The organism is Aeromicrobium sp. 9AM, from assembly GCF_902506105.1.
GTDB lineage: Bacteria > Actinomycetota > Actinomycetes > Propionibacteriales > Nocardioidaceae > Aeromicrobium.
Genome location: NZ_LR733304.1, coordinates 2,213,929 through 2,237,981, shown reverse-complemented (window position 1 = coordinate 2,237,981; position 24,053 = coordinate 2,213,929). Strand labels below are relative to the sequence as shown.

General features: G+C 70.2%; 24 protein-coding genes. 13 read left to right on the top strand and 11 right to left on the bottom strand.

The annotated features are described in order from the left end of the window. Positions 1-49 precede the first annotated feature (49 nt). Positions 50-1,528, top strand: coding sequence for an FAD-dependent oxidoreductase (locus tag BOSE46_RS17510; protein WP_159541457.1), 1,479 nt, complete (start codon positions 50-52; stop codon positions 1,526-1,528). On the opposite strand, the gene BOSE46_RS17505 is transcribed toward BOSE46_RS17510, so the two are convergent. Beyond that, positions 1,525-1,734 (bottom strand): CDGSH iron-sulfur domain-containing protein, encoded by a 210-nt coding sequence (locus BOSE46_RS17505; protein WP_159541456.1) that lies wholly within the window; start codon positions 1,732-1,734, stop codon positions 1,525-1,527. The two genes, BOSE46_RS17510 and BOSE46_RS17505, sit on opposite strands and share 4 nt — an antisense overlap. After that, on the bottom strand, positions 1,731-2,675 hold the full coding sequence (locus tag BOSE46_RS17500; RefSeq protein WP_159541455.1) for an iron-containing redox enzyme family protein: 945 nt from the start codon (positions 2,673-2,675) through the stop codon (positions 1,731-1,733). Before BOSE46_RS17500 ends, BOSE46_RS17505 begins: the two co-directional genes overlap by 4 nt. 236 nt (positions 2,676-2,911) lie before the next feature. Here BOSE46_RS17500 and BOSE46_RS17495 point away from each other — a divergent pair, with 236 nt between their 5' ends. The 4 genes from BOSE46_RS17495 to BOSE46_RS17480 are packed head-to-tail and all read left to right on the top strand — an operon-like array spanning position 2,912 to position 5,277. Beyond that, positions 2,912-3,349: a hypothetical protein gene (locus BOSE46_RS17495; protein ID WP_159541454.1), complete on the top strand. Its 438-nt coding sequence runs from the start codon at positions 2,912-2,914 to the stop codon at positions 3,347-3,349. After that, a complete protein-coding gene (locus tag BOSE46_RS17490) occupies positions 3,346-4,575 on the top strand; it encodes an NRAMP family divalent metal transporter (protein ID WP_159541453.1) in 1,230 nt (409 codons plus the stop codon). Before BOSE46_RS17495 ends, BOSE46_RS17490 begins: the two co-directional genes overlap by 4 nt. Next, positions 4,575-4,967 carry a PRC-barrel domain-containing protein gene (locus tag BOSE46_RS17485; RefSeq protein ID WP_159541452.1) on the top strand — a complete coding sequence of 131 codons (393 nt, stop codon included), beginning with the start codon at positions 4,575-4,577 and terminating at the stop codon, positions 4,965-4,967. The genes BOSE46_RS17490 and BOSE46_RS17485 overlap by 1 nt, the downstream gene beginning before the upstream one ends. Then, positions 4,954-5,277 (top strand): PRC-barrel domain containing protein, encoded by a 324-nt coding sequence (locus BOSE46_RS17480; RefSeq protein WP_159541451.1) that lies wholly within the window; start codon positions 4,954-4,956, stop codon positions 5,275-5,277. Before BOSE46_RS17485 ends, BOSE46_RS17480 begins: the two co-directional genes overlap by 14 nt. 159 nt (positions 5,278-5,436) lie before the next feature. Here BOSE46_RS17480 and nhaA read toward each other — a convergent pair whose 3' ends face one another. Beyond that, positions 5,437-6,702: a Na+/H+ antiporter NhaA gene (gene nhaA / locus BOSE46_RS17475; protein WP_159541450.1), complete on the bottom strand. Its 1,266-nt coding sequence runs from the start codon at positions 6,700-6,702 to the stop codon at positions 5,437-5,439. Between the two features lie 102 nt (positions 6,703-6,804). Here nhaA and BOSE46_RS17470 point away from each other — a divergent pair, with 102 nt between their 5' ends. Both BOSE46_RS17470 and BOSE46_RS17465 read left to right on the top strand, forming a co-directional pair. Continuing rightward, a complete protein-coding gene (locus BOSE46_RS17470; RefSeq protein ID WP_159541449.1) occupies positions 6,805-8,304 on the top strand; it encodes a gamma-glutamyltransferase in 1,500 nt (499 codons plus the stop codon). Positions 8,305-8,311: 7 nt separating this feature from the next. After that, the gene (locus tag BOSE46_RS17465; protein WP_159541448.1) at positions 8,312-9,325 is read left to right on the top strand and encodes a glycerophosphodiester phosphodiesterase; all 1,014 of its coding nucleotides are present in this window, start codon (positions 8,312-8,314) and stop codon (positions 9,323-9,325) included. Here the strand turns inward: BOSE46_RS17465 and BOSE46_RS17460 are convergent. From BOSE46_RS17460 to BOSE46_RS17450, 3 genes are read right to left on the bottom strand one after another with little or no spacing between them, the layout of a single operon-like run. After that, positions 9,276-9,539, bottom strand: a complete 264-nt coding sequence (locus BOSE46_RS17460; RefSeq protein ID WP_159541447.1) for a PspC domain-containing protein — start codon at positions 9,537-9,539, stop codon at positions 9,276-9,278. The two genes, BOSE46_RS17465 and BOSE46_RS17460, sit on opposite strands and share 50 nt — an antisense overlap. Further along, positions 9,514-9,795, bottom strand: a complete 282-nt coding sequence (locus tag BOSE46_RS17455; RefSeq protein WP_159541446.1) for a hypothetical protein — start codon at positions 9,793-9,795, stop codon at positions 9,514-9,516. Before BOSE46_RS17455 ends, BOSE46_RS17460 begins: the two co-directional genes overlap by 26 nt. Further along, positions 9,792-10,964 (bottom strand): PspC domain-containing protein, encoded by a 1,173-nt coding sequence (locus tag BOSE46_RS17450; RefSeq protein WP_159541445.1) that lies wholly within the window; start codon positions 10,962-10,964, stop codon positions 9,792-9,794. Before BOSE46_RS17450 ends, BOSE46_RS17455 begins: the two co-directional genes overlap by 4 nt. Positions 10,965-11,094: 130 nt before the next feature. On the opposite strand from BOSE46_RS17450, the gene BOSE46_RS17445 reads away from it, so the two are divergent. Next, positions 11,095-12,357: an ATP-binding protein gene (locus BOSE46_RS17445; protein WP_159541444.1), complete on the top strand. Its 1,263-nt coding sequence runs from the start codon at positions 11,095-11,097 to the stop codon at positions 12,355-12,357. After that, on the top strand, positions 12,354-12,995 hold the full coding sequence (locus BOSE46_RS17440) for a response regulator transcription factor (RefSeq protein WP_159541443.1): 642 nt from the start codon (positions 12,354-12,356) through the stop codon (positions 12,993-12,995). Before BOSE46_RS17445 ends, BOSE46_RS17440 begins: the two co-directional genes overlap by 4 nt. A 100-nt stretch (positions 12,996-13,095) precedes the next feature. On the opposite strand, the gene BOSE46_RS17435 is transcribed toward BOSE46_RS17440, so the two are convergent. After that, positions 13,096-13,524, bottom strand: a complete 429-nt coding sequence (locus BOSE46_RS17435; protein ID WP_159541442.1) for a DUF2000 domain-containing protein — start codon at positions 13,522-13,524, stop codon at positions 13,096-13,098. Between the two features lie 49 nt (positions 13,525-13,573). Here BOSE46_RS17435 and BOSE46_RS17430 point away from each other — a divergent pair, with 49 nt between their 5' ends. Next, a complete protein-coding gene (locus BOSE46_RS17430; RefSeq protein WP_159541441.1) occupies positions 13,574-14,371 on the top strand; it encodes an AraC family transcriptional regulator in 798 nt (265 codons plus the stop codon). On the opposite strand, the gene BOSE46_RS17425 is transcribed toward BOSE46_RS17430, so the two are convergent. Beyond that, entirely contained in the window at positions 14,368-15,528 is a 1,161-nt protein-coding gene (locus BOSE46_RS17425) for a DUF4185 domain-containing protein (RefSeq protein ID WP_159541440.1), read from the bottom strand. The two genes, BOSE46_RS17430 and BOSE46_RS17425, sit on opposite strands and share 4 nt — an antisense overlap. After that, positions 15,518-16,561, bottom strand: coding sequence for a DUF3533 domain-containing protein (locus BOSE46_RS17420; RefSeq protein ID WP_201299663.1), 1,044 nt, complete (start codon positions 16,559-16,561; stop codon positions 15,518-15,520). The genes BOSE46_RS17425 and BOSE46_RS17420 overlap by 11 nt, the downstream gene beginning before the upstream one ends. Positions 16,562-16,617: 56 nt before the next feature. Here BOSE46_RS17420 and BOSE46_RS17415 point away from each other — a divergent pair, with 56 nt between their 5' ends. Beyond that, on the top strand, positions 16,618-17,226 hold the full coding sequence (locus BOSE46_RS17415; protein WP_159541439.1) for a TetR/AcrR family transcriptional regulator: 609 nt from the start codon (positions 16,618-16,620) through the stop codon (positions 17,224-17,226). 58 nt (positions 17,227-17,284) lie between these two features. Then, positions 17,285-20,392, top strand: a complete 3,108-nt coding sequence (locus BOSE46_RS17410) for a BTAD domain-containing putative transcriptional regulator (protein WP_159541438.1) — start codon at positions 17,285-17,287, stop codon at positions 20,390-20,392. A 56-nt stretch (positions 20,393-20,448) separates the two neighbouring features. Here BOSE46_RS17410 and BOSE46_RS17405 read toward each other — a convergent pair whose 3' ends face one another. Both BOSE46_RS17405 and BOSE46_RS17400 read right to left on the bottom strand, forming a co-directional pair. Then, positions 20,449-21,258: an ABC transporter permease gene (locus BOSE46_RS17405; protein WP_159541437.1), complete on the bottom strand. Its 810-nt coding sequence runs from the start codon at positions 21,256-21,258 to the stop codon at positions 20,449-20,451. Then, positions 21,255-22,232 carry an ATP-binding cassette domain-containing protein gene (locus BOSE46_RS17400; protein WP_159541436.1) on the bottom strand — a complete coding sequence of 326 codons (978 nt, stop codon included), beginning with the start codon at positions 22,230-22,232 and terminating at the stop codon, positions 21,255-21,257. Before BOSE46_RS17400 ends, BOSE46_RS17405 begins: the two co-directional genes overlap by 4 nt. 104 nt (positions 22,233-22,336) lie before the next feature. Here BOSE46_RS17400 and BOSE46_RS17395 point away from each other — a divergent pair, with 104 nt between their 5' ends. Next, entirely contained in the window at positions 22,337-24,028 is a 1,692-nt protein-coding gene (locus tag BOSE46_RS17395; RefSeq protein ID WP_159541435.1) for a sodium:proton antiporter, read from the top strand. Positions 24,029-24,053: the final 25 nt, after the last annotated feature.

Here is a 24,053-nt window from a genome sequence, read left to right as displayed (position 1 = left end):
TAGAGCTGTCGCGGGTTTGTCGCGCGAACCCGACGGGTATGGCCGAGGCATGACCTCGCTGTGGCTCGACCGCCCCGACCTGCCCGAGACCGACACCCTCCCGGTGGACGAGGAGCTCCACGACCTGGTGATCGGCGCCGGCTTGACCGGCCTCACGACCGCCCTGCTCCTGGCCCGCGCAGGTTGCCGGGTGGCGGTCGTCGAGGCCCGGCACGTGGGCGCCCTGGCCACGGGCAACACGACCGCGAAGCTCTCGCTGCTGCAGGGCACCAAGCTGTCCACGATCCTGCAGAAGCAGTCGCACCAGGTCGCGCAGGCGTACGTCGACGGCAACCTCGAGGGCCAGCAGTGGCTGGTGCGTTTCTGTGCGGATCACGACGTACCGGTGCAGGCGCGCGACGCGATCACGTACGCGGCCGAGATCCACCAGGTCGACGCAGCACGGAGCGAGCACGACGCCGCCCGGTCGCTGGGACTCGACGTGCAGTGGCACGACGATCTCGACCTGCCGTTCCCCAACCACGGGGGCACGGTGCTCCCGGGCCAGTACCAGTTCGACCCCGTCGACGTGCTCACCGCACTGGCGAGCCAGGTGCGTGAGCACGGCGGCACGATCCACGAGGGTCACCGGGTCGTCAGCGCCAGCAAGACCGGCCGCCCGACCGTGCGGCTCGACGACGGCACCGAGCTGTCCGCCGACGACATCGTCCTGGCGACCGGCACCCCGATCCTCGATCGCGGCTTCTACTTCGCCAAGCTCGAGCCGCTGCGGTCCTACGCGCTGGCGTTCGACTTCGCGACGACACCGCTGCCGATGAGCCTGTCGGCCGGCCAGCCCTCACGATCGATCCGCGACGTGCCGCGCGGCGACGGGACGACGAAGCTCATGATCGGCGGCAACGGGCACACCGTCGGACGTACGGACTCCGAGGCCAGGCACGTCGACGAGCTGCGGGAGTGGACGGCAAAGTACTTCGCCGGCGCGGTCGAGACGCACGTGTGGTCGGCCCAGGACTACCAGTCGCACGACGGCATCCCGTACGTCGGCAAGCTGCCGCGCGGTGGCGGGCACATCCACGTCGCGACGGGCTTCGACAAGTGGGGCATGACGAACGCCGTCGCGGCGGCTCGCAACCTGACCTCGAGCCTGCTGGGTGAGCCGGTGTCCTGGTCGAAGCCGATGTCGCGCCGGATCACCCGGCCCCAAGGAGCGGCGAAGATCGCGGAGCTCAACCTCGGTGTCGGTGTGGAGCTGGCCAAGGGGATCGTGCAGGCCGAGCTGCAGACCGCGCCGGAGTCGCCGCCGGAGGGCAGCGGCGAGGTCGGCCGCGACGGTGTCCTGCCGACCGGCGTCTCGACCGTCGACGGGCGTACGTGTGCCGTGCGCGCCGTCTGCACACACCTCGGCGGGATCCTCTCGTGGAACGACCAGGAGAAGAGCTGGGACTGCCCGCTGCACGGCTCGAGGTTCACCCCCGAGGGCGAGGTGCTGGAAGGCCCGGCGACCCGAACCCTGCACCGCCCTTAGGGACGGTCGCGGGCCGGCAGCACCTTGTGCGTGCCGTCGCACCAGGGCTGGTCGGCGGACTTGCCGCACCGGCACACGGCGCTCACCGGGCGCTGGGTCGCGTGCGTGTTGCCGTCCGCGTCCTCGACGACGTGCTCGCCGCGCAGCAGCAACGGGCCACCGGGGCACACGATGACGTCGGGGTGCTCGAAGCCGTGCTCCGTCATGCCGCCGCCCACTCGTCCAGCATCCGCTGCGCGTAGCGGTCCTCGAGGTCGAGGCACGTGAACGCCCCGAACACGACGTCGTCGACGAGCTGAGGCTCCTCGGCGACGAGGGATCCGCAGATCGTACGGACGGCGAGCTGTTCGTGCACCGCGTCGGCCTCGACGTGCTCCTCGTAGTAGGCGATCATCTCGGGCGGGAGCTCCAGCCTCGCGAGTCCCTGCGCCATCCGACGGGACGGTAACGAGCTGGTCGCCTCGAACGCAGCGAGGTGGCCCAGTGCCGCAGCACGCAGTCGGCGGTGCAGCCCGAACAGGGACATGGCGTTGTTGAGCTCGAGGATCTCCACGGGCACGTCGTCGATGTATGCATACAGGTCCGGGCGCAGCCCGGCGGCCTCGAGGCCCAGGGCGAACAGGTGGGCATGCAGCCGGTTGGGGTCGCCGTCGCCGTACTCGTCGAACTGCAGCTCCATCAACGCCGCCTTGGGCGCCGTCGGAAGCCTGGGCACGACCCACGCAATCGGGTCGGACTCCTTGAGGTGGTAGATCGAGCGGTGCCGCAGCAGCTCGAGCACCTGCTCGCGATCGGCCTTGCGCTGGACGTATGCGGCAAGGGACGGCCCGTCGTGGTCGGCGATGAACGAGAACAGCGACTCGGCGAACGGCTCGTCGAGGGTGGTGGCGGTGTGGCGAGCCCGCAGCTCGGCCTCGAAGTCGCGTTCGAGCCTCCGTCGCAGCCGCAGCACGTCCGGGTGCCACTCCATCTCGTCGCCGGCATCCTCGAAGCCGGCGTAGTGGAGCTCGTACATCGCCCAGAGGGCGATCTGCGCGTCATCGCCGTCCGTCGGCTGCAGGTGCAGGCTCCCGACCTCGCCGGTCTCCGAGCGGAGGGCGTCGTACAGCGCTTCGCTCAGCTCGCCGCGTGCCTTAGGGAGCAGCATCGTCATCCTTGTCGTCGAGGTCCTGCCACTCGCCCCGGCAGTCGAGGAACCCTCGGCGTGGGCGCGGCCGCTCTGTGGGATCGGGCCGCGCATCGTGCGGGTGAGGGCTCAGGACCTGTGGATTCATGTCGCGGCCCACATACCCCTGACGGGCTGTGACAAACGCGCGTTTGACGCGCTGACCAGTGGGTATGTCGACCAGTGGCGTGAATCTGCGCACGGGCGAAAGGATCGTGATGCGCTTGCGAGTGGTGGTTGCCACGATCGGGGCGATCGCGTTGCTCGTGTCAGGATGCTCCGGCAGCCCCCGGGACATGTCGATGGGCGTGCGTGAGGCGCAGTCGGCGGTCGGCACGGCCAGGCTCGCGCTCACCTCGTCGGAGGACGGCGACACGACGGGCAGCTTCGCCGAGGCGATGGTCGACGAGGCCGGCACCCGCCTGTCGTCCGCATCGAGCACGGCCTCGGCGTTCAAGCCCACCGACCGGCGCACTGCCGCGCAGCTCGAGGCCGTGACCAAGGCCTTGGGCGATGCCGACACCGCGATCCGGCACGCGAGCGAGGCGCTGGCCGGATTTCCCGGCGCCCCGAGCGTCCGCGACGCGCTCGACGAGCTGGAGACGGTCGCGACGGACCTCGGGGATCTCGCCGGCAACCTCGAGGCTCCGCGATGAAGAAGTACTTCGCCGTCGCGCTCGGCATCCTCACCGCGATCGGCGGGTTCGTCGACATCGGCGACCTCGTCACCAATGCCGTCGTCGGGTCACGGTTCGGGATGTCCCTGGCCTGGGTCGTCGTGGTCGGAGTCGTCGGGATCTGCCTGTTCGCGCAGATGTCCGGTCGGGTCGCCGCAATCAGTGGCCGGGCCACGTTCGAGATCATCCGTGAGCGGCTCGGCCCCCGGGCGGGCGCGGCCAACCTGGGCGCGTCGGTGCTGATCACGGTCATGACCCTCACAGCCGAGGTCGGCGGCGTCGCGCTGGCGCTTCAGCTCGCCAGTGGCGTCCAACCCCTGTTGTGGATCCCGCTGGCAGCGTTCGCGGTGTGGCTCGTGATCTGGCGGGTCAAGTTCTCGGTCATGGAGAACGTCGCCGGCCTGCTCGGGCTGGCCCTCGTCGTGTTCGGCGTCAGCCTGTTCCTGCTGGGCCCGGACTGGGGCGACCTCAAGACCCAGGCCCTGCAGCAGACGTCGCACCCACGGGAGACGCCGCTGACGTACTGGTACTACGCGATCGCGCTGTTCGGCGCCGCCATGACGCCGTACGAGGTGTTCTTCTTCTCCTCAGGCGGGGTCGAGGAGAAGTGGACCGAGGAGGACCTCGTCACCTCGCGGGCCAACGTCCTGGTCGGCTTTCCGCTGGGCGGGCTGCTGTCGCTGTGCATCGCCGGCTGCGCGGCGACCGTCCTGCTGCCTCGTGGCATCGACGTCGACGCACTGTCGCAGACCGTGTTCCCGGTGGCGATGGGCGCCGGCCAGCTCGGCCTGGCGGTTGTGATCCTCGGTGTCGTCGCCGCGACCTTCGGCGCCGCGCTCGAGACCGGCCTGTCGGCGGGCTACGCGCTGGCCCAGTTCAACGGCTGGTCGTGGGGCAAGTTCCGCCGGCCCGCCGAGGCCGCACGCTTCCACCTGACGATGATCATCTGCCTCGTCGTCGCGGTGCTCGTGCTGCTCACCGGGGTCGACCCGATCCTCGTGACGGAGTACTCCGTCGTCTTCTCCGCCATCGCCCTGCCTCTGACGTACCTGCCGATCCTGGTCGTCGCGAACGATCCGCAGTACGTCGGCGAGCACGTCAACGGCCGGCTGATGAACGCGGTGTCGACGGTCTACCTCGCGCTGATCCTGGTGGCCGCGATCGCGGCGATCCCGCTGATGATCCTGACGAAAGCCGGTGCCTGATGCCCGATCTGCCCCAGCACGAGTCGCCCGGCCAGGTGCTGGACGTCGAGCTGCACATCCTCGACCGCCAGGTCCTCGACCGTGACGACGTGCCGATCGGCCACGTCGACAACATCGAGGTCGACGGCATCGAGCCGGGCCGTGAGCTGGATCCGGCGTCGCCGCCCGTCGTGACGAATCTCGTGCTCAACTCGGGGATCCTGCCCCGTATGTTCGGCGGCCGGCCGCCGGCGTCGCGGTTGCATCGCGTGCCGTGGTCCGCAGTCCGGAACGTGGGCACCGCGATCGAGCTCGGCGAACCGGGAGCCTCGTTCGACGTGACCTGGTCCGAGCGCTGGGTCCGCGACCATGTGATAGCCCGCATCCCAGGAGGCCGTCATGCTCCTGAATGACATCTTGAGCCTGCCGGTCGTGGGCCCCGAAGGGCGCCTCGGCTACGTCGCGGACTGCCGGTTCGCCATCGACGGCTCGCCCGGCCCGTTGCTGGCGGATGCGCAGCTGGTCGGGCTGATCGTCGCCGGCAAGCACCGGCACGGCTTCCTCGGCTACGAACGTACGTCTGTCAGGTCGCCGGCACCGCTCGCGTGGTGGTTCGAACGGCGCCAGCGAGGGTCGTTCCTCGTCCTGTGGGAGGACATCGAGTCGATCGACGACGTGGTCCGGGTGCGTCCTGGCTACACCCGTTGGTCGGCGACGCTGTGACGTCGCGGAGAGCGAATCGGCGGATCCGCTGCAATTGCAGGTGTGTCGATGTTCACAGAGTTACCCACAGAGTGTGCATATAGTTCTTTAGGACTAGACAGGTAGTCACTTGTGACCTGGGTCACAGGGTGAGACGGCGGTCCGCATCGCGACGCGCGCTCACTGGAAGGCGTCGGGGATTCCGTCGTTGTCGTCGTCGACGCGTTCCCGCTCCTCGACCAGTCGGTAGTGCCGGTTGCGCGCGCGAAGCACCACGGCCGCTGCAAGAGCGGACACCAAGGAGCCGAGGAGGACCCCGACCTTGACGTGCTCGTCGGCGAGGCTGCCGGCACCGTAGGCGAGCTCGCCGATCAGCAGCGACACCGTGAAGCCGACGCCGGCGAGCATCGCAAGACCCAGGACGTCGATCCAGGCCAGATCTTCGTCGAGGTCTGCGCGTGTGAAGCGGGCTGCCAGCCAGGTGGCGCCGAAGATCCCCAGAGACTTGCCGACGAACAGGCCGACGATGATGCCGATCGTGATGGGATCGCTGAGCGCGCCACTGAATCCGTCCCACCCGCCGACTGCCACGCCGGCGGAGAAGAAGGCGAAGATCGGGACGGCAACCGCCGAGGAGAGCGGCCGGAAGACGTGCTCGAAGTGCTCGGCGAGCCCCGGACCGTCCGAGCCGTCGCGCCGGAGGACCGGCACTGCGAAGCCCAGCAGGACGCCGGCAACAGTGGCGTGGATGCCCGAAGCATGCACGCATCCCCACGCCAGTGCTGCGAGCGGGAGCAGGATCCACCACGTTCGCACCCGTCGCTGGACCAACACGGTGAAGGCCGCGAGCGGGACGGCGGCGACGAGGAGCCACATGGGCTGCAGGTCGTCGGTGTAGAAGATCGCGATGATCATGATGGCCAGCAGGTCGTCGACGATCGCCAGCGTCAACAGAAACGTCCGCAGGCCCGACGGCAGATGGGTGCTGATGACCGCGAGCACGGCAAGCGCGAACGCGATGTCGGTGGCCGTCGGGATCGCCCAGCCGCGCAGTGCACCTCCCGCGTTGACCAGGGTGAAGAGCAGCGCGGGCACGGCCATGCCCCCCACTGCTGCGAGGACGGGAATGGCAGCTCGCCTGGGATCGCGGAGGTCGCCGGCCACGAACTCCCGCTTGAGCTCGAGCCCGGCGATGAAGAAGAAGATCGCCAGCAGTCCGTCGGCGGCCCACGTCCCGAGGCTCAGGTCCAGGTGCAGGGCTGACGGGCCCACGACGGTGTCGCGCAGATCGGCGTAGCCGTCTCCGAGGTTCGCCGCCACCAGCGCGATGACGGCAGCCCCGATCAGCAGCGCCCCGCCGATCGTCTCCTGGCGGAGGATGTCGGCGATGCGCGAGGCTTCAGGCCACGATCCGCGCTGAAAGAGGCGGGGAGGGGGTTTGGACACAAGCGCTCCTGGTGGGTCGGCGACAACGTGCCGACCAGACTTCCCGGCTCACCTTCGCCGAACTCTACCGGTCATGCTCCGTAGGCCTAGTAGCCTGCGGGGATGCCGGACGTCGCGATCGCCGCGCCCAACGAGGCCGCAGCCGATGCCGGCGAGCAGATCGCCCGCAGCGGGGGCAATGCCGTCGACGCGGCACTCGCAGCCGTGCTCGTGACGATGGTCAACGAGATCGGGATCGTGTCGCTGAGCTCGGGTGGGTTCATCACGGTCCAGCCGCAGAACGGCAGCGCGCCGCAGACCGTCGACGGCTGGATGGAGATGCCGGGGCGCGGCCGTGACCTCGGCGGCGGCACGTGGGACATCCACACCGACTACGGCGACGGGGTCACCGCGACGATCGGCCCCGGCTCGGTCGCCGCGCACGGGTCCGTCGCGGCCTTCGGCGCAGCCCACGCGCGCTGGGGACACCTGCCGTGGCGCGAGATCGTCGCACCGTCGGTCGACGTGGCTCGCGGTGGCTTCCGGCTCGGCTCGGCATCGCGCTACTACCTCGAGCACGTCCACGACCTGATCTTCGGCTGGGACGACGAGAGCGACGCCGCGTTGCACGACGAGGACGGACAGGTCACGACCGACCTGATCGTGATGCCCGATCTCGTCGGCTCGCTCGAGCTGATCGCCGACGAGGGACCCAGCGCACTCCACACCGGCGACCTGGCCCGGCTCATCAGCGCGGACGTCATCGCCCGCGGCGGCGTGCTGGGACCCGACGACCTTGCGGCATACCGGCCCGTCGTACGTCCGTCGCTGCTGAGCACGGTCGGCGACTGGACGTTCGGCACCAACCCGCCACCGTCCGTCGGCGGGGTGTGCGTGACGGCGATGCTGCGTATGCTCGACGGCCGCCCGTACGCCGAGTGGGACAGCGACGACGTCGAGCACCTCATCCGCGTGCAGCGCGCCGTGCTGGGGCACCGGCTCAGGGTGCTGGACCACACCGACGACCTCGAGCGGGACGCAGCGGAGTTCCTGGCACTCGTCGACCACGACCATCTCGCGGTGCTCGAGTCCGGGTCGACCGCGCACGTGTCGGCGACCGACAGCGACGGCGGCGCGTGCTCGGTGACGGTGTCGTCGGGCTACAGCTCGGGGATGATCGCGAAGGGCACCGGCATCTGGCTCAACAACTGCCTCGGCGAGCAGGAGCTCAACGCCCGCGGCCTGCACGGTCTCCCGCCGGGCACCCGCCTGCTGTCCAACATGGCGCCGACGGTCGGCCACCACGTCGACGGTTCCGCGATCGCCATCGGCTCGCCGGGGGCCGACCGCATCACGACGGCGATCGTCCAGGCGCTCGCCGGGTTCGTCAACGGCCGGCTCGGCCTCCAGCAGGCGATCAACCATCCGCGCGTCCACGTGCACCGCGCCGGCCGCCCGGAAGAGGTCGTCAAGACCGAGACCGACCTGACGATGTACTACGGCGGCGTCGCCGCGACGCTCCGGCGGCACGACGGACACCTCGTGGCGGCCGCCGATCCCCGCCGCGATGGTGCCGTACGTCTCGTGCGCGCCGACCCGCGACCGGGCACGCATGCGGTTTGATTGACATGTGTCCCCGGCACCCATCGTCATCGCCCACCGCGGCGTCCCCGGCGAGCGACTCGAGCACACGCGCCCCTCGTACCTCCTGGCGGTAGAGCAGGGCGCCGACTACATCGAGCCCGACGTCGTCAGCACCAAGGACGGCGTGCTCGTCGTCCGGCACGAGAACGAGATCGGTGGCACGACCGATGTCGCGAGTCGCCCCGAGTTCGCTGACCGCAAGGTCTCGAAGTTCATCGACGGCGTCCCGCACACGGGCTGGTTCACCGAGGACTTCACGCTCGAGGAGATCAAGACCCTCCGGGTGCGCGAGCGGCTCCCGGCCCTGCGACCGCAGAACATCCCGCTGGAGGGCGTCGAGAAGATCCTGACGTTCGACGAGGTGCTCAACATCGCCGAGGACGCGAGCGAGGGCCGCGACGAGCCGATCGGCGTCTACGTCGAGACCAAGCACCCGACGTACTTCGCCGGCATCGGGCACGACCTCAACGACCTGCTGATCGCCAACCTCGAGCGCCGGCGGGTCAACCACGACGGCGCCAAGATCATCATCCAGTCGATGGAGACCGGCAACCTGCGCCGGCTCCGCGACCGCACGCCGCTGACCCTGATCCAGCTGATGGACCGGCAGGGTGCGCCGTACGACCTGATCGAGGCTCGCGACCGGCGAACGTACGCCGACCTGGTGGCACCGCGGGAGCTGGCCACGATCGCGACGTACGCCGACGGGATCGGGCCCAACAAGAGCCAGGTCATCGCCCGCGACAAGAAGTACCGGTTGGCCGGCCAGACAGCGCTGGTCCGCGACGCTCACGACGCCGGGCTGATGGTACACATCTGGACGATGCGCAACGAGAACAACTTCCTGCCGACCAACCTGCGGACCGGCAACGACAAGGCCGCCCACGGCGATGCCGTGGGCGAGTACCTTGCGTTCTTCGACGCCGGGGTCGACGGCGTCTTCTCCGACTTCACGCAGACGGCGGTGCTGGCACGCTCTCAGTGGTCGGCACGTCAGTAGCCTGCGCCCACACGGTCTGCTGGCCGGCGGGCTGTGCGGCGGGCATCAGGATCCACGCGACGACGTACGCCACGATCAGTGAGCCGAAGCCGAGCACGGTGCCGACGGCGACCATGATGCGGATCAGGTTGGCGTCGAGGCCGGTGTAGGTCGCGATGCCTCCGCACACGCCTCCGACCCACTTGTCGTCACGGCTGCGGGTGAGCTGCTTCATCTTCTGGTCCTTCCGGGGTGGTGGTGTCTGTCGTGGTGTCGTGGGCGGGAATCGTGCGGGCGCGGTTGGCCGGGCGGGTCTGCCACACGGTCGCGGCGACGCCCAGCAGTCCGAGCGCGATCAGGACCGCCGAGGCTGTGAGCCCGAGCTGGCGGGGCGACATGAGGTCCTGCTTCCACACCGCCCAGTTGCCGATGGCGGAGAGGAAGAACAGCCCGAAGGCCAGGCCTTCCCAGCGGAATGAGTGTCTGGTCATCTGCGGATCACCTCGATGTCTCCGATGCGTTGATTGATGTCGATCGTCACGGCGGCGCCCGCTTCTGCCGCGGGATAGGTGAGGTCTGTGTCGGTGCCGTTCGTCTTGCGGTCGAACACGCGGATCTCGCCGGCGTCGATGTCGGACAGGACCCGGACGTTGACTCCGGTGGGCACGATGACCTTGGTCTCGCCGATGCCGGTGTCGATCTTGATCGTCCGGCCCAGCAGCGCCTGCGGGTTGCTGAGCCCGGTGAGATCGAGCTCGATCCGGCCGATGCCGTGCCGGTAGTGCGACTCGACCTGTGTGGCGTTCGCGGGCCTCGGGGTCTGTTCACCGATCTCGCCGCGAGGCAGCAGCGAGCCGATCGCGAGGACGATCGCCAGGAGGACTCCGAAGCCGATCAGCGGTCCGCCGTTGCCGATCAGCGTGCTGACCAGCAGGCCGACCGCCACGACGCCCAGTGCGACCGCGACGTATGCCGTCCAGTGCGGCCCGTCGTTGTACGCGTCGTAGATGCCCGTCGCGGCGGTGGCGATGGCGGCGACCGACAGGGTCAGCCAGGTGAGGGTCCACGACCGGTCGCGGCCCGCCTTGTCCTGCTTGCCGCGCGCCACGAGGCCCGCCTTGGCGGCGGCGAACTCGGGGCCGCGAGCCGCCTCGTCGGCGGGATCGACACCCGGTGGGGCGTACTGCGCGGCGAGCGCGGTCTCGGCCTGGCGGCGACGGCGGGGACGGACCACGATCAGGTAGTAGACGAACGCGATCGGCACGAGGATCCACGGCGCCCCGTCCCAGAACCAGCCACCGTCGCCGATGATGGCCAGCACCGACAGGACGACGGCGCCGACGAGACCCGCAACGCGTACCTGCTCCTCGTTCTTGTCGAGGTGGAACCAGTCGGCGGCGACGCTCTTGTCGTCACCCTCGGCCGGCAGCAGGAACCACGCGGCGGCGTAGATGATGACGCCGGCGAATCCGGCGACCGTCAGCACCGCGATCACGACGCGCACGATGACGGGGTCGATGTTCAGGTGCTTCGCGGCGCCGGCGCACACACCGCCGAGGAGGCGGTCGTCCTTCGACCGCTTCATGTCGGTGATGGTGCGCATCCGGTGCGGCTCGAAGTCGCCTTCGGGCGGCACGGTGCGGGTGTCTTCTGCATTCATGCCCCCATCGTGTCCGAGGGCGGGCCTGTGGCACATCGGGTACGACCCTGAATCCCACCCGGGACCAGTCAGGGTGCGGGAGGGACGTTCCTGATGGCGCGCGTGCACGCGTACGTGTGACGATCATGGGGTGACCGAATACCGCCGTGCCTACCGACCGGCCGATCGCCGGCTCGTCGGCGGTGTGGCGACCGGTGTCGCCGGGCACTTCGGCGTCCCCGTGCTCTATGTCCGGCTGGCCTTCATCGTGGCGACGTGGTTCCACGGCATGGGCGTCATCGCCTACCTGTTGCTCTGGCGGTTCCTGCCCCTGCGCCAGCCGGACCTCTCACCCGGTCTCGAGTCGGCCACCCGCCGCGGGCTGCGTACGAGCGGCCGGCCCGGCGCGTTCGAGGTGTTCCAGACGATCGCCCTGGGCGCCGTCGGCATCGGCGTGATGTTCATGATCCAGGCCAGCGGGCGTGGCATCGCCGGTGGTCTGTTCGCGCCGCTGCTGATCGGCGTGATCGGCCTGGCCGTGATCTGGCGCCAGTTCGACGACGCCGCGTGGGGGCGCTGGATGCGCCAGACCCGCGGTCTCGGGTTCGCGCTGCGCGTCGGCGCCGGGGCAGTGCTCGTCGCGTCGGCCGGCATCTACTTCCTGAGCCAGGAGCGTGGCTGGAGCGCGATCGTCGATCTGGCCTCCGCTGTCGCGGTCGCGGGCCTCGGCCTGCTGCTGATCCTCGGGCCGTGGATCACCAAGCTGCTCGGTGACCTGTCGGACGAACGGCGCGAGCGCGTACGTTCGCAGGAACGCGCCGACGTCGCTGCGCACCTGCACGACTCGGTGCTGCAGACCCTTGCGCTGCTGCAGAAGAACGCCGGCGACTCGGCGGTCGTCGCGACGCTGGCCCGCCGGCAGGAGCGCGAGCTGCGGGCCTGGCTCTACGGCAACGACGAGAAGCCCGGCGACTCGCTCGTCGCGGCGCTGCGGGCATCGGCCGCCGACGTCGAGGACGCGCATCGCGTACCGGTCGAGGTCATCGCGGTCGGTGACGCCGCGCTCGATCCTGATGTCGCCGCGATCGCCAAGGCCGCCCGCGAGGCCATGATCAACGCTGCCAAGCATGCGCGCGTCGACCGCGTCGACGTCTACGCCGAGACCGACGGACGTACCGTCGAGGTGTTCGTCCGGGACCGGGGCGTCGGGTTCGACACCGACACGATCGCCGAGGACCGGATGGGTGTGCGAGGCTCGATCATCGGGCGCGTCGAGCGCCACGGTGGCACCGCCACGATCCGCAGCAGGCCGGGCGAGGGCACCGAGGTCGCCCTGAGCGTGCCCGTCCGCGGCGACACCAACCAGGCCGAACCTCCCACCGCACCTGTACCGACAGAAGAAGTGAGCCCATGACCACACTGCGCGTCGCGATCGTCGACGACCATGCGATGTTCCGCACCGGCGTCCGGGCCGAGATCGACGGGCCGGTCGACATCGTCGCCGAGGCCGAGGACGTCGACAGCGCGGTCACGGTGATCGCCGAGACCCGTCCCGACGTCGTGCTGCTCGACGTGCACATGCCCGGCGGAGGCGGCCTCGAGGTCATCCGTCGGCTGCACCTGCGGCACCCCGACACCAAGTTCCTGGCCCTGTCGGTCAGCGACGCGGCCGAGGACGTCATCGGCATCATCCGGGCGGGCGCCCGCGGTTACGTCACCAAGAACATCTCCGGCCCCGAGCTGCTCGACGCGATCAACCGGGTCGCGCAGGGCGACGCGGTGTTCTCGCCGCGGCTCGCGGGGTTCGTCCTCGACGCGTTCGCCGGCACGATCGAGGTCGCACAGGTCGACGAGGAGATCGACCGGCTGACGGAGCGCGAGCGCGAGGTCATGCGGCTGATCGCCCGCGGCTATGCCTACAAGGAGGTCGCCAAGGAGCTGTTCATCTCGATCAAGACCGTCGAGACGCACGTCTCCAGCGTGCTCCGCAAGCTGCAGCTCTCGAGCCGCCACGAGCTGACCCGCTGGGCCAACGACCGCCGCCTGATCTGACCCTCTTCGGTGGTTGCGGAGCGAGGTACGAGCGTCTCGAAACCACCGGGTGGTTTCGAGGCTCCGCTTCGCTCCGCACCTCAACCACCGACATCCGGCGTCAGGGGTGGAGCTGGGCGCCCTTGAACGCCTTGTCGACGCCGTTCTTGGGCCCGTGCACGGCGATGCCGACGAGGTCGAGGTCGTCGCGACGCACGGCGCGTACGGCGGCCCGGTTGTCGCGGTCATTGCCGGTGGCGAACATCTCGCGGGTGTAGACCGTCATGGCGAGCTCGCGGGACACCGCCTTGGCGTGCACCGCCTTGAGCTGCGCCGAGTCGCCGGCGAACACCACGATGGGCTGGCGGATCATCGGCAGGTACTCCGTCCCGTCGCCGTCCTCGTAGGGGTCGCCGATGAGCTCCTTGTCGGTCGCGATGCCGCTGATGAGGAATGCCGTGACGTTGAGCGCCTGCCAGCTCGCGAGGTCCTCGTGCAGCAGCACCGCGACCTTGGTGTCGAATCGGATCGGTTCGAGGGTGTCGTCCATGTGCCAAGAGTCGTACGTTGGGTTGGTGCAGGTCTTGTACGTTCCTGACATGAGTGCTGAAGAGCGTGTCCGCGCCTGGCGACCCGCGGTCCCGGGCGTCGGCGAGGTGCTCCACGCGCATTTCACCGAGCACGCCTACCCGGCGCACACCCACGCGTACTGGACCGTCCTGCTGATCGACACAGGCGGTGTCTCGTACGAGCTGGAGCGCACGCCCCACGATGCGTCGCCGCGCTCGTTGACCCTGCTGCCACCGCACGTGCCGCACGACGGCAAGGCCGCGGTGGCCGGCGGCTTCGACAAGCGCGTCGTCTACCTCGATGAGCGGTGGCTGCCGCTCGACCTCACCGGAGCGGCGGTGCGCGATCCGACCCTGGTCGATGACGAGCTGGTCGCGGCTGTCGGACACCTCCACCGCTCGCTGGCGTCGCCCGGGGACGAGCTCGAGGCCGAGTCGCAGCTGGCCGTCATCAGCGAGCGGATGGTGCACCACCTCGACAGCTCGGTCGAGCCGCGGCCCGCTCGTGCCGAGCCGAAGCTGGCCCGGCGCGTGCGCGAGGTGCTCGACCGCGATCTCACGAACGTACCCACGTTGGAGTCGCTGGCCGCCGAGCTCGACGCCCATCCGACGCAGCTCATCCGGGCGTTCGGCCGCGAGTACGGCCTGCCGCCGCACCGCTACGTCACGGGCCGGCGGGTCGACCGGGCCCGGGCGCTGCTGCTGGACCGGGTGCCGCCGGCGGAGGTCGCGGCCGAGGTCGGGTTCTACGACCAGGCGCACCTGACGCGGCACTTCCGTGCGACGCTCGGCGTGACCCCCGGCGCGTACGCCCGGCACGCCGCCTAGGGCAGCTTCACCCGGAGGAACGTCGGGCGGTAGAGGTAGGGGTCCTGCTCGAGGAGCCCGGCGTCGGTCGTGTTGTGGCTGACCGAGACGACGACCGTGCCTCGCTGGGTGAGCACGTCGGGATGTGCGAGCGGCATGTACTGGAGCCGGGCGCCGTGCGAGGGGATCGACGCGAGCGGGCGGCTGGGGGTGAAGGGGCCGGCGGGACCGGGCGCGCTCCACACCACGAGATCCTTGCCGACGAAGTCGTCACGCTTGCTGAGGGCGTACCAGCGGCCGCCGGACTCGAAGACGCTCAAGGTCTGGGACACGCCGCCCTCGGCGGGGATCAGGGTGGACGCCTTGGCGGGGTCGGCCTGCCAGCGGGTGCCGTCGAAGTACTGCCACCTGCTCGGCTCGGCGAGGTCGTCGATGCGCGTCCGTGCGACGCGCAACGACCAGCCGAAGACGAGCCGCTTCTCGGGGTTTGCGGTGCCGTAGAGGTAGACCCAGTCGCCCTTGACGACGGCCGCGGCACCCCACGTCGTACGAGTGCGGTGGGCGTCGTCGGGTCCGAGGTCGGTGACCTTCACGAGCTGCGGCGACGCCCCGCGATCGACCCGGAACACGGCGAGCGAGGAGCCGAGGTTCTCGAAGTGCTGCGGCCCGGTCGTGCGTACGCGCTGGGCCATGACGCCGACGAGGTCGTACGAGCCGCGAGTGACCTTGGCGATCGACATCGGCCAGTAGCCGACGCCGTCGGAGCGGTCGGGGATCATCGCGCCGTGGTCGGCCCGTGACACGATGCCGGCGCAGTGCGGCCCGAACACCAGCATCGAGTTGCGGACGAAGCGCTCTCCGCCGTACGACGGGGCCCGCAGGGTGTCCCCGAAGACGTACAGCTGGCGCCCGTCCTGGAGCGTCACGTCGGCGCCGACGTCACCGCCCTGGAACTCCTTCGTCGTGCGATAGCCCGCAACGATCCGGTTGAGGTCGGCGACGCTGCGGGGCTCGTCGAAGGGCAGGCACCGAGTGCTCGCGAGGTCCGGCGGCGTGGACCGCTCGACGTCGTGGCGCCAAGGGGACCAGACGAGAAGACTCGCGGCCAGGACGAGCGCGAGCGCCAATGCGGCGACACGAGGGTGCCGCCGCAGGGTGGGGTGGAGCTCAGTCGTCATCCTGCGCGCCGACCTCGAGCACCTCGGGCAGCCGGCGTGGCGTCCCGGCGTACGTCAGGCCGACACCCACCGCCGCGTACGCCGCGAGGACTCCTGCCGCGGGAGCGAGACCGGCATTGCCGAAGTAGATGATGCCGCGGACCGCGCTCGTCGCGGCGCCAGGTGGCAGCCACGAGCCGATGGCGGCCCAGAACGGTGGCAGCAGGGGTGCTGGATAGGCGCCGCCGGCACTGGGGTTGCCGAGGACGACGAACAGCAGGATCGCGACGCCGATGCCGATCAGGCCCAGCCAGACCTGCAACGCCATCGAGAACGCGCCGACCGCGAACACCGTGAGCGCGCCGAGACCGGCGAGCGTCCAGAAGCTGCCGCTGAACGCCGCGAACATCGTCTCGGCGATCAGTGCACCGCCGAGGCCGGACAGCACGGCGTACGCCGCGAGGCCGATCAGGCGAGCCGACGCGCGAGTGCGGTTGCCCGGCTTGGCGCCACCACTGATGCCGAGGATCGCCGATGCGAGGTAGCCGCCGACGACCCACCCGACCGCGAGGTAGAACGCGCTCAGGCCGCGGGCATCCTTGGCGTCGGCCGCGATGGCATCGGTGACGGTGACGGTGCGACCCTGCTGCTCCTCGACCGAGTCGGCGATCTTCGTCAGGGCATCAGCCAGCGCTCCGCCGCCTGCGCTCGCGACGAGGAGCCGGTCCTTGGTGTCCGCGCCGAGCAGGAGGACGCCGGCGACATCGCGGTCCTCGAGCTGCCGACGGCCGGCCGACTCCGAGGTGGCGACACTCGCGTCGAGCGGGTGCCCCTTGAGCGCGTCGAGCTGCTCGGCGACCTGCTTGGCCGTCGTCGGGGATGCACCGGCCGGAGCCACCACGGCGACGGGGATGTGCCGCGGCGCGGGGGAGTGGAAGGCGCCGATGTAGCTCGCGATGAACCCCAGCTGCAGGACGAACACCCCCAGCAGCATCACGACGGCGCGGGTCGTGACGACCTCGCTGATCGACGTCCTGGTCAGGCGGCTCTTCATCAGGCTTCCTCGTTTCAATACGTTTTGTATCTCAATACGTAATGTATCGTGAAGGCATGAGCGAGACAAGTCAGGGGCCCACCAGGCGCCGGGCCCAGACCCGGGCCCGGTTGATCGAGGCAGCGCTCGACCTGTTCGTCGAGCGCGGGATGCACGGCACGACGATCGAGCTGATCTGTGAGCGGGCCGGCTTCACCCGGGGGGCCTTCTACAGCAACTTCGCGTCGCTCGACGAGCTGTTCGCCGCGATCTACGCCAGCCGGTCGCAGGAGTCCATCGCCGAGCTCTCGGCCGGCCTCGCGGACATCCAGGGCGAGGTCGCCGAGGACCTCGAGGGCGTCATCGAGCGGCTGCTGGCCCACCTGCCCGACGACCGCCCGTGGCACGTCATCATGAGCGAGCTGACCCTCGCAGCGATGCGCAGCCCGGAGCTGGCGGCGTCCCGCAACGCCGACCGCGTCGCGATCGTCGCGGCGCTGACCCCGGTCGTGGAGTCGAGCCTAGCGGCCATCGGCCGTACGCCCGACGATGACCCCGAGCAGCTGACCGCCGACCTGCTGGCGGTCTACGAGGCCACCGCAGCGGCGCGGTGGGTCGGCGGCGACGAGCACGCGACCGCGCGCGTGATGGCCGCCGTGCTGCGGGGCTCGACGCACGAGGTCTGAGGGCCCGGGGCTGGAGAGACGCCACGGGCATACGAGACACTGCGGCAGAATGATGGCTGTGCAGGTTGACGTCCTCGGTCCGTTGCGGGTGCGCGCCGACGATCAGGAGATCGATCTCGGCGGGCCGCGCAACCGCGCCCTCGTGGCTCGTCTGGCCCTCGATGCCGGGCGTCCGGTCGCCGCGACGACGCTGATCGACGACCTCTGGGGCCTCGACGTGCCGGCCGATGCGACCAACGCGCTGCAGTCGATCGTGTCCCGCACCCGTCGGCGGCTGCCGCCCGGTGCCCTCGAGTCGACCCCCGCCGGGTACGTCCTGCAGTGCGCATCGGTCGACGCCGTGGAGTTCGAGCGCCTCGTAGCGGCGGGCCGGGTCGACGAGGCGCTGGCACGCTGGCGCGGAGACGCGCTGGCCGACGTCGCCGAGTTCCCGTTCGCTCCCGCAGCAGCACATCGGCTCGGCGAGCTGCGGCTCGCCGCCGTCGAGTCGAGCCTGCGCGACCGGGTCCGCTCCGGTGACGACCTCGCCGTCGTTGCCGAGCTCGCCGACCTCACGACGGCTCGTCCCTATCGCGACGGCTTCTGGGTCCTCTACCTGTCGGCGCTCGCGGCCCACGGCCGGGCCAACGAGGCGCTGACGGCGTACGAGCGGCTGCGCAAGCAGCTCGCCGACGAGCTGGGCGCCGACCCCTCGCCGGAGCTGCAGGACCTGCACCTCTCCATCCTCCGCGGTGAGCACGGCGTGCGCCGCACCCACCCGGCCCTGCCGTCGGCCCTGACGACGTTCGTCGGGCGAGAAGGTGCGATCGACGACCTGCAGGCGGCGCTCGGCGATCATCGCCTCGTGACGATCCTCGGGCCCGGGGGAGCCGGCAAGACCCGCCTGGCGGTCGAGACCGCACGCGCAGCGCTCGGCCGGTTCGAGGAGGTCTGGCTGACCGAGCTGGCACCGGTGACCGGCACCGACGGCATCCTGCAAGCGATCCTCTCGGCGATGGGCCTGCTGGAGGTCTCGGTCCTCGACCGGCCCTCGTCCGCGCCGCGGCCCGATGAGCGTACGAGGCTCATCGACGCGGTCCACGACGTCGAGGGCCTGCTCCTGCTCGACAACTGTGAGCACCTGATCGGTGCGGTCGCCGAGATCGCCGAGGACGTCCTGGCGCACGCGCCGAAGCTGCGGATCCTCGCGACGAGCCGCGAACCGCTGCGCATCATCGGTGAGTTCGGCTATCAGCTGAGCTCGCTGACGATGCCGCACGCGGGCAGCACGATCGACGAGGCGATGGAGCACAGCGCGATCCAGCTGTTCGTGCTCCGGGCCCAGGCCGTCGACCAGTCGTTCGCGCTCACGGCCGAGACCCTGCCGGCGGTGCTGGAGATCTGCCAGCGCCTCGACGGCCAGCCGCTGGCGATCGAGCTCGCCGCCGCGCGTCTCCGCACGTTGACGGCTTCGCAGGTGGCGGCCCGGCTGTCGGACCGGTTCCGCCTGCTCACGGGTGGCAGCCGAACGGCGCTGCCGCGGCACCGGACACTGCGCGCCGTCGTCGAGTGGAGCTGGGACCTGCTCGACGACGCGGAGCGCGACCTCGCCGAGCGGCTTGCGGTTTTCCCCGGTGGGGTGACCGTCGAGAGCGCGACAGCTGTCGCTGAGGCCGGCGACCGCACCGAGGAGCTGCTGGAGTCCCTCGCCGACAAGTCATTGCTGGTGGCGGTGCGCGGCGACACCCCGCGATTCAGGATGCTGGAGACGCTTCGCGAGTACGGCGTGGAGCGGCTGGTGGAGCATGGCACGGCCGAGGCGGTCAGGGAGGCGCACCTGCGCTACTTCCTCGAGGTTGCCGAGCGGGAGGGTGCGCGGTTGCGCGGTGGCGACCAGGTCGCGGCGGTCAAGGCGTTGGACCTCGAACGTGCCAACATCATGGCTGCGCTGCGCTTCGCGATCGACCGTCAGGACCGTCCCCGCGCGGCAGACCTGGTCTCCGCACTGGCCTGGTACTGGTCGATCCGCAGTCAGCACGTCGAGGCCTGCACCTGGGCCGACGCCGTCCTCGCGCTGCCGGGTGAGGCCGACCCCGCGAGCGAGATCTGCATCGGGGCGTTGTCGCTGACCGGCATCCTGGTGCTGGCCAACCAGGATCGTGACACCGCGCCGGCGTGGCACGAGCCGGTGGATCGCATCCTCGCCCTTTGGGACGCCCATCGTCCGGAGCACCAGGTCGTCGACCTCGTCCTGGCGACCATGGACTTCTTCGACGTGATCGGCGACCGCGAGCTGCGCGACGTCCAGGACCGCTGGACGAGGTCGATGATCGGCTTCATGCGGCTCGTGCTCCTCGACAACGAGGGCCGGATCGGGGAGACCGTCGACCGCCTCGAGCCGATCGTGCAGGACTTCCGCGAGCTGGGCGATCGCTGGGGCCTCGCGATGTCACTGTCCCAGCTCGGGATGGTCAGGTCTCTCGAAGGCAGGTTCGAGGAGGCGCTCGTGTCGTGGCAGGAGGCCGTTCCGTTGCTCCGCGAGCTCGGGGCGCTGGAGGACGCGGACATCACGACCATGCAGATTGAAAGCCTGCGCGTGGCCCTCGCCGATGACGACCAGCTGGGCGATCTCGAGCAGGACCTCCGAGCGGCGATCGCGGACGCGGCTCGCGACGGCAACCGGCGCGCCGAGCTCATGGCACGCATGAACCTGGCGCACCTGGAGCACTGCATGGGTGACGACGAGGCGGCGATCGACGACATCGACTACGTCCTTCGCCATGCGGACACGTCGTCGTCCTTCGGCAGCGGCCAGATGGAGGCAGCGCTTCGATCGAGCCTCGCGGTCTACACGGCCTCGGCGGGCGACCTCGGGGCGGCAAAGGCAGCGCTGGCCGAGGCGGCGGCGGTCGGCGTCCGGACGCGGGACATGCCGATCATCGCCCACGTCGCGGCGTCGGCGGCGATCCTGACGCATCTGGACGGCGACGACGAGCGGGCGGCGGAGGTCCTGGGCGCGGCGGAGGCGATCCGCGGCATGGCAGATCACATGAACCGCGACGTCCGCCTGCTTCGGGAGGGCCTGCGCGCCTCGCTGGGCGACGGGCGGTACGAGGAGCTGCACGCTGCCGGACGCTCGCTCGTACGCGATGAGGCCATCGCCCTCGCCCTCCCGTCTGAGCGGTGACCCAGGGCCCAGTGCGTACGTGCACGTGGGCCCCAGGTCACCGCCCCGGAGAGGGATCAGGCCTTGGTGCGGTACGCCCTGACGGCCAGCGGTGCGAACACCGCGAGGATCAGCCCGGCGGTGCCGAGTGCGATGAAGGCGTCCTCGGCGACCGGACCGCCGGTGAGCAGGCCGCGCACCGCGTCGGTCAGGTGGGTGACGGGGTTGACGTTGACCCAGGCCCGGAGCCAGCCGGGCATGGTGTCCGCCGAGGCGAACATGCTGGAGCCGAACGTCAGCGGGAACAGGGCCATGAAGCCGATGCCCTGCACCGAACCCGCCTCGCGGGAGATCATGCCGAGCCAGATCGCGATCCAGCACAGGCACCAGGCGAAGACCAGGACGAGCAGGCACGCGGCGAGGACGTCGAGGATCGAGGTGCTGGTCCGGTAGCCCATCACGAAGCCGGCGATCAGGCTGATGCCGATCGTGATGCTGTAGCGGAGGCACTCCGCGATCGTGGCGCCGACGAGAGGCGCCGACCGGGCGATCGGCAGTGACTTGAACCGGTCGAAGACGCCCTCCTTGATGTCGGTGTTGAGGTTGACCCCGATCGACACCGTGCTGAACAGGACGGTCTGGATCAAGATGCCGGGCAGCACGAACTGCAGGTAGTCGTGCGTCGATCCGGCGATCGCGCCGCCGAGGACGTACACGAAGATCATCAGGAACAGCACGGGCTGCAGCGTCACGTCGAAGAACTGCTCGGGGTGGCGCATCATCTTCTTGACCGAGCGGCCGGCGAGCGTCCAGGAGTGACGCACCCACGGCATCGAGGACGCCGGGCGCTGCTCGATCGCGTCGGGAAGGGTGATGGTGGAAGTCATGAGACGGGCTCCTTGTCGAGGTCGGCAGGCGCGTCATCGGGGACGCCCTTGCCGGTGAGGGTGAAGAAGACCTCGTCGAGGCTCGGCAGCTTGAGGGCGATCTCCGTGACGGGGATGCCGCGGGCGGCCAGGTCGACGACGACGTCGGTGAAGTCCTTCTCGTCCTCGATCGGTGTCGTGAGCAGCCCACGAGTGGGCTCCTCGACCGGTCGGCCGGTGATACGGCTCAGGACGGCTCGGATGTCCGCGGTGTCGCGGGGGTTGGTCGGGCGCACCTGGAGGGAGCGGCCGCCGACGATCTGCTTGAGCTCGGCGGCGGTGCCGTGGGCGATGACCTTGCCGAGATCGATCACGGTGATCGCGTCGGCGAGGGCGTCGGCCTCCTCGAGGTACTGCGTGGTGAGCAGGACGCTCGTGCCCTCGGCGGTCAGCATGCGCACCAGGTTCCAGACGTCGTCCCGCTTGCTGGGGTCGAGTCCGGTGGTGGGCTCGTCGAGGAAGATCACCTCGGGCCGGCCGACCAGGCTCGCGGCCAGGTCGAGGCGCCGGCGCATGCCGCCGGAGTACGTCTTGATGCGCCGGTCGGCCGCCTCGGTGAGCCCGAACTGGCCCAGCAGCTCCGTCGCCCGTGCTCGGGCATCGGGCCGGCTGAAGTCCAACAGGCGGGCGAACAGCTCGAGGTTCTCCCGGCCGGTCAGCTGCTCGTCGACCGAGGCGTACTGCCCCGTGAGGCCGATCGAGCGGCGTACAGCAGTGGGATCGCGCAGGACGTCGTGGCCTGCGACGGTCGCGTGACCGGCGTCGGGCTGCAGCAGCGTCGCGAGGATGCGGACGGCAGTGGTCTTGCCCGCACCATTGGGCCCGAGGACTCCGAGGACGGAGCCTTCGGGAACGGCAAGGTCGATGCCGTCGAGAGCGATGGTGTCGCCGTAGTGCTTCGTGAGCCCTTCGGCTTTGATGGCGTAGTTGGTCATGTCGACCATCGTGGTCGGCGCGGCTTGCAGGTCGCTGTCATCGCACTGGCGGCCCTGACAGCGGCTGACAGTCCGCTGCGGCCGGCCGATGGAACGATGCTCGTATGGACCTGACCCTTCTCGCGATCATCGGCGTGCTCGTGATCGTCGCCGTCTCCGGGCTGTCGCCCAAGCTGGGAATCGCGGCGCCCCTGTCGCTCGTCGTCGCCGGGGTCGGGCTGTCGTACCTGCCGGGCGTGCCCGCTTTCGAGCTCGAGCCCGAGGTCATCCTCGCCGGCGTGCTGCCCCCGCTCCTGTACGCAGCGGCCGTCAACATGCCGGTCGTCGACTTTCGTCGTGACCTCAAGTCCATCGGGGGGCTCTCGGTCGTCGTGGTGCTCGCCTCGTCGGTGCTGTGCGGCCTGGTGTTCGACCGGCTGATACCTGGCATCGGGCTCGCCCAGGGCATCGCGCTGGGCGCGGTCCTGAGCCCGACCGACGCCGTCGCGACGTCGATCGTGAAGCGTACGGGTGTCGCTCCCCGCCTGGTGACCTTGCTTGACGGCGAGAGCATGCTCAACGACGCGTCCGCGCTGGTCCTGCTGCGATCGGCCATCGCGGCCACCGGCGCGGGCGTCTCGATCTGGGGCGTCGCGGGGGACTTCGTGAAGGCTGTGGCCCTGGCGGTCCTGCTCGGGTTCGTCATCGGGTTCGCCAGCCTCGTGGTCCGCAGGAGGGTGCACGACGCGACGCTCAACACGGCGATCTCGTTCGTGGTGCCGTTCGCGGCCTACACCCCGGCCGAGCACGTCGGTGCGTCCGGACTGGTCGCCGTGGTCGTCACCGGACTGGTCACCGGCTATTGGGGGCAGAAGTACCTCCGACCGCAGGACCGCCGGGCCGAGGACGTCAACTGGCGGACCATCGCATTCCTGCTCGAGGGCGGGGTGTTCCTCCTCGTGGGCCTCGAGGCGCCGGGGCTGGTCGACGACTTCCGCGCCGACGGTGGCGAGTGGACCCGCTTGGCGATCGTCACCGTGGCCGCCTTGGTCATCCTGCTCGTCGTGCGCGCGGTCTTCGTGGTCTACGTGCTGCTCGACCTGCGCCACGACCGCCAGCAGATGACCGCGGGGCGGTCGAGGCTCGACCCGGAGAACGTCCGGCTGCTGCTGGAGTCGCCGAGAGCGCGGCGGATGTCGGAGCGCCGCCGCAAGGCCATCCACCAGATGGTCGCGCGCAACCAGGCCGACATCGCGTTCTACGAGCGCGAGAAGCTCACGGCGCGTGACGGTGGGGTCCTGGTGTGGGCCGGCATGCGTGGCAGCGTCACGCTCGCTGCGGCCCAGACGCTGCCGGCGTCGACCGAGCAACGCCCGCTCCTCGTGCTGGTCGCGCTTGCCGTGGCGGTGTCGACGCTCGTCCTGCAGGGCGGCACCTTGGCGTGGCTCGTGCGGCGCCTCGGTGTCGAGTCCGACCGCAGCCAGGTCAGGCGCGACGAGATCGCCTCGCTCTCGCACCTGCTGATGGATGTCGCGGAGGCCCGGATCGACGAGGAGGCGCCCGAGCTCGACCCCGTCGTCGTCGCCCAGGCACGGGCCCAGAGCGCCCCGGACAAGTTCACGCGGTGGGCGGGCCCGGACGGCGAGGAGCGTGAGCGCCGCCTCGAGACGTACCGGGAGCTGCGTCAGTCCGTGCTGTCGGACCAGCGAGACGCGTTGATGGAGGCCCGGGCCGAGGGACGCTACGACTCGGCGGCCATCGGCGAGATGCTCCGACGGGTCGACTCGGGTGAGCTCTCGCTCGCAGCCTTGGAGTGACGACCGGAGTTCATGCATCGGCAAC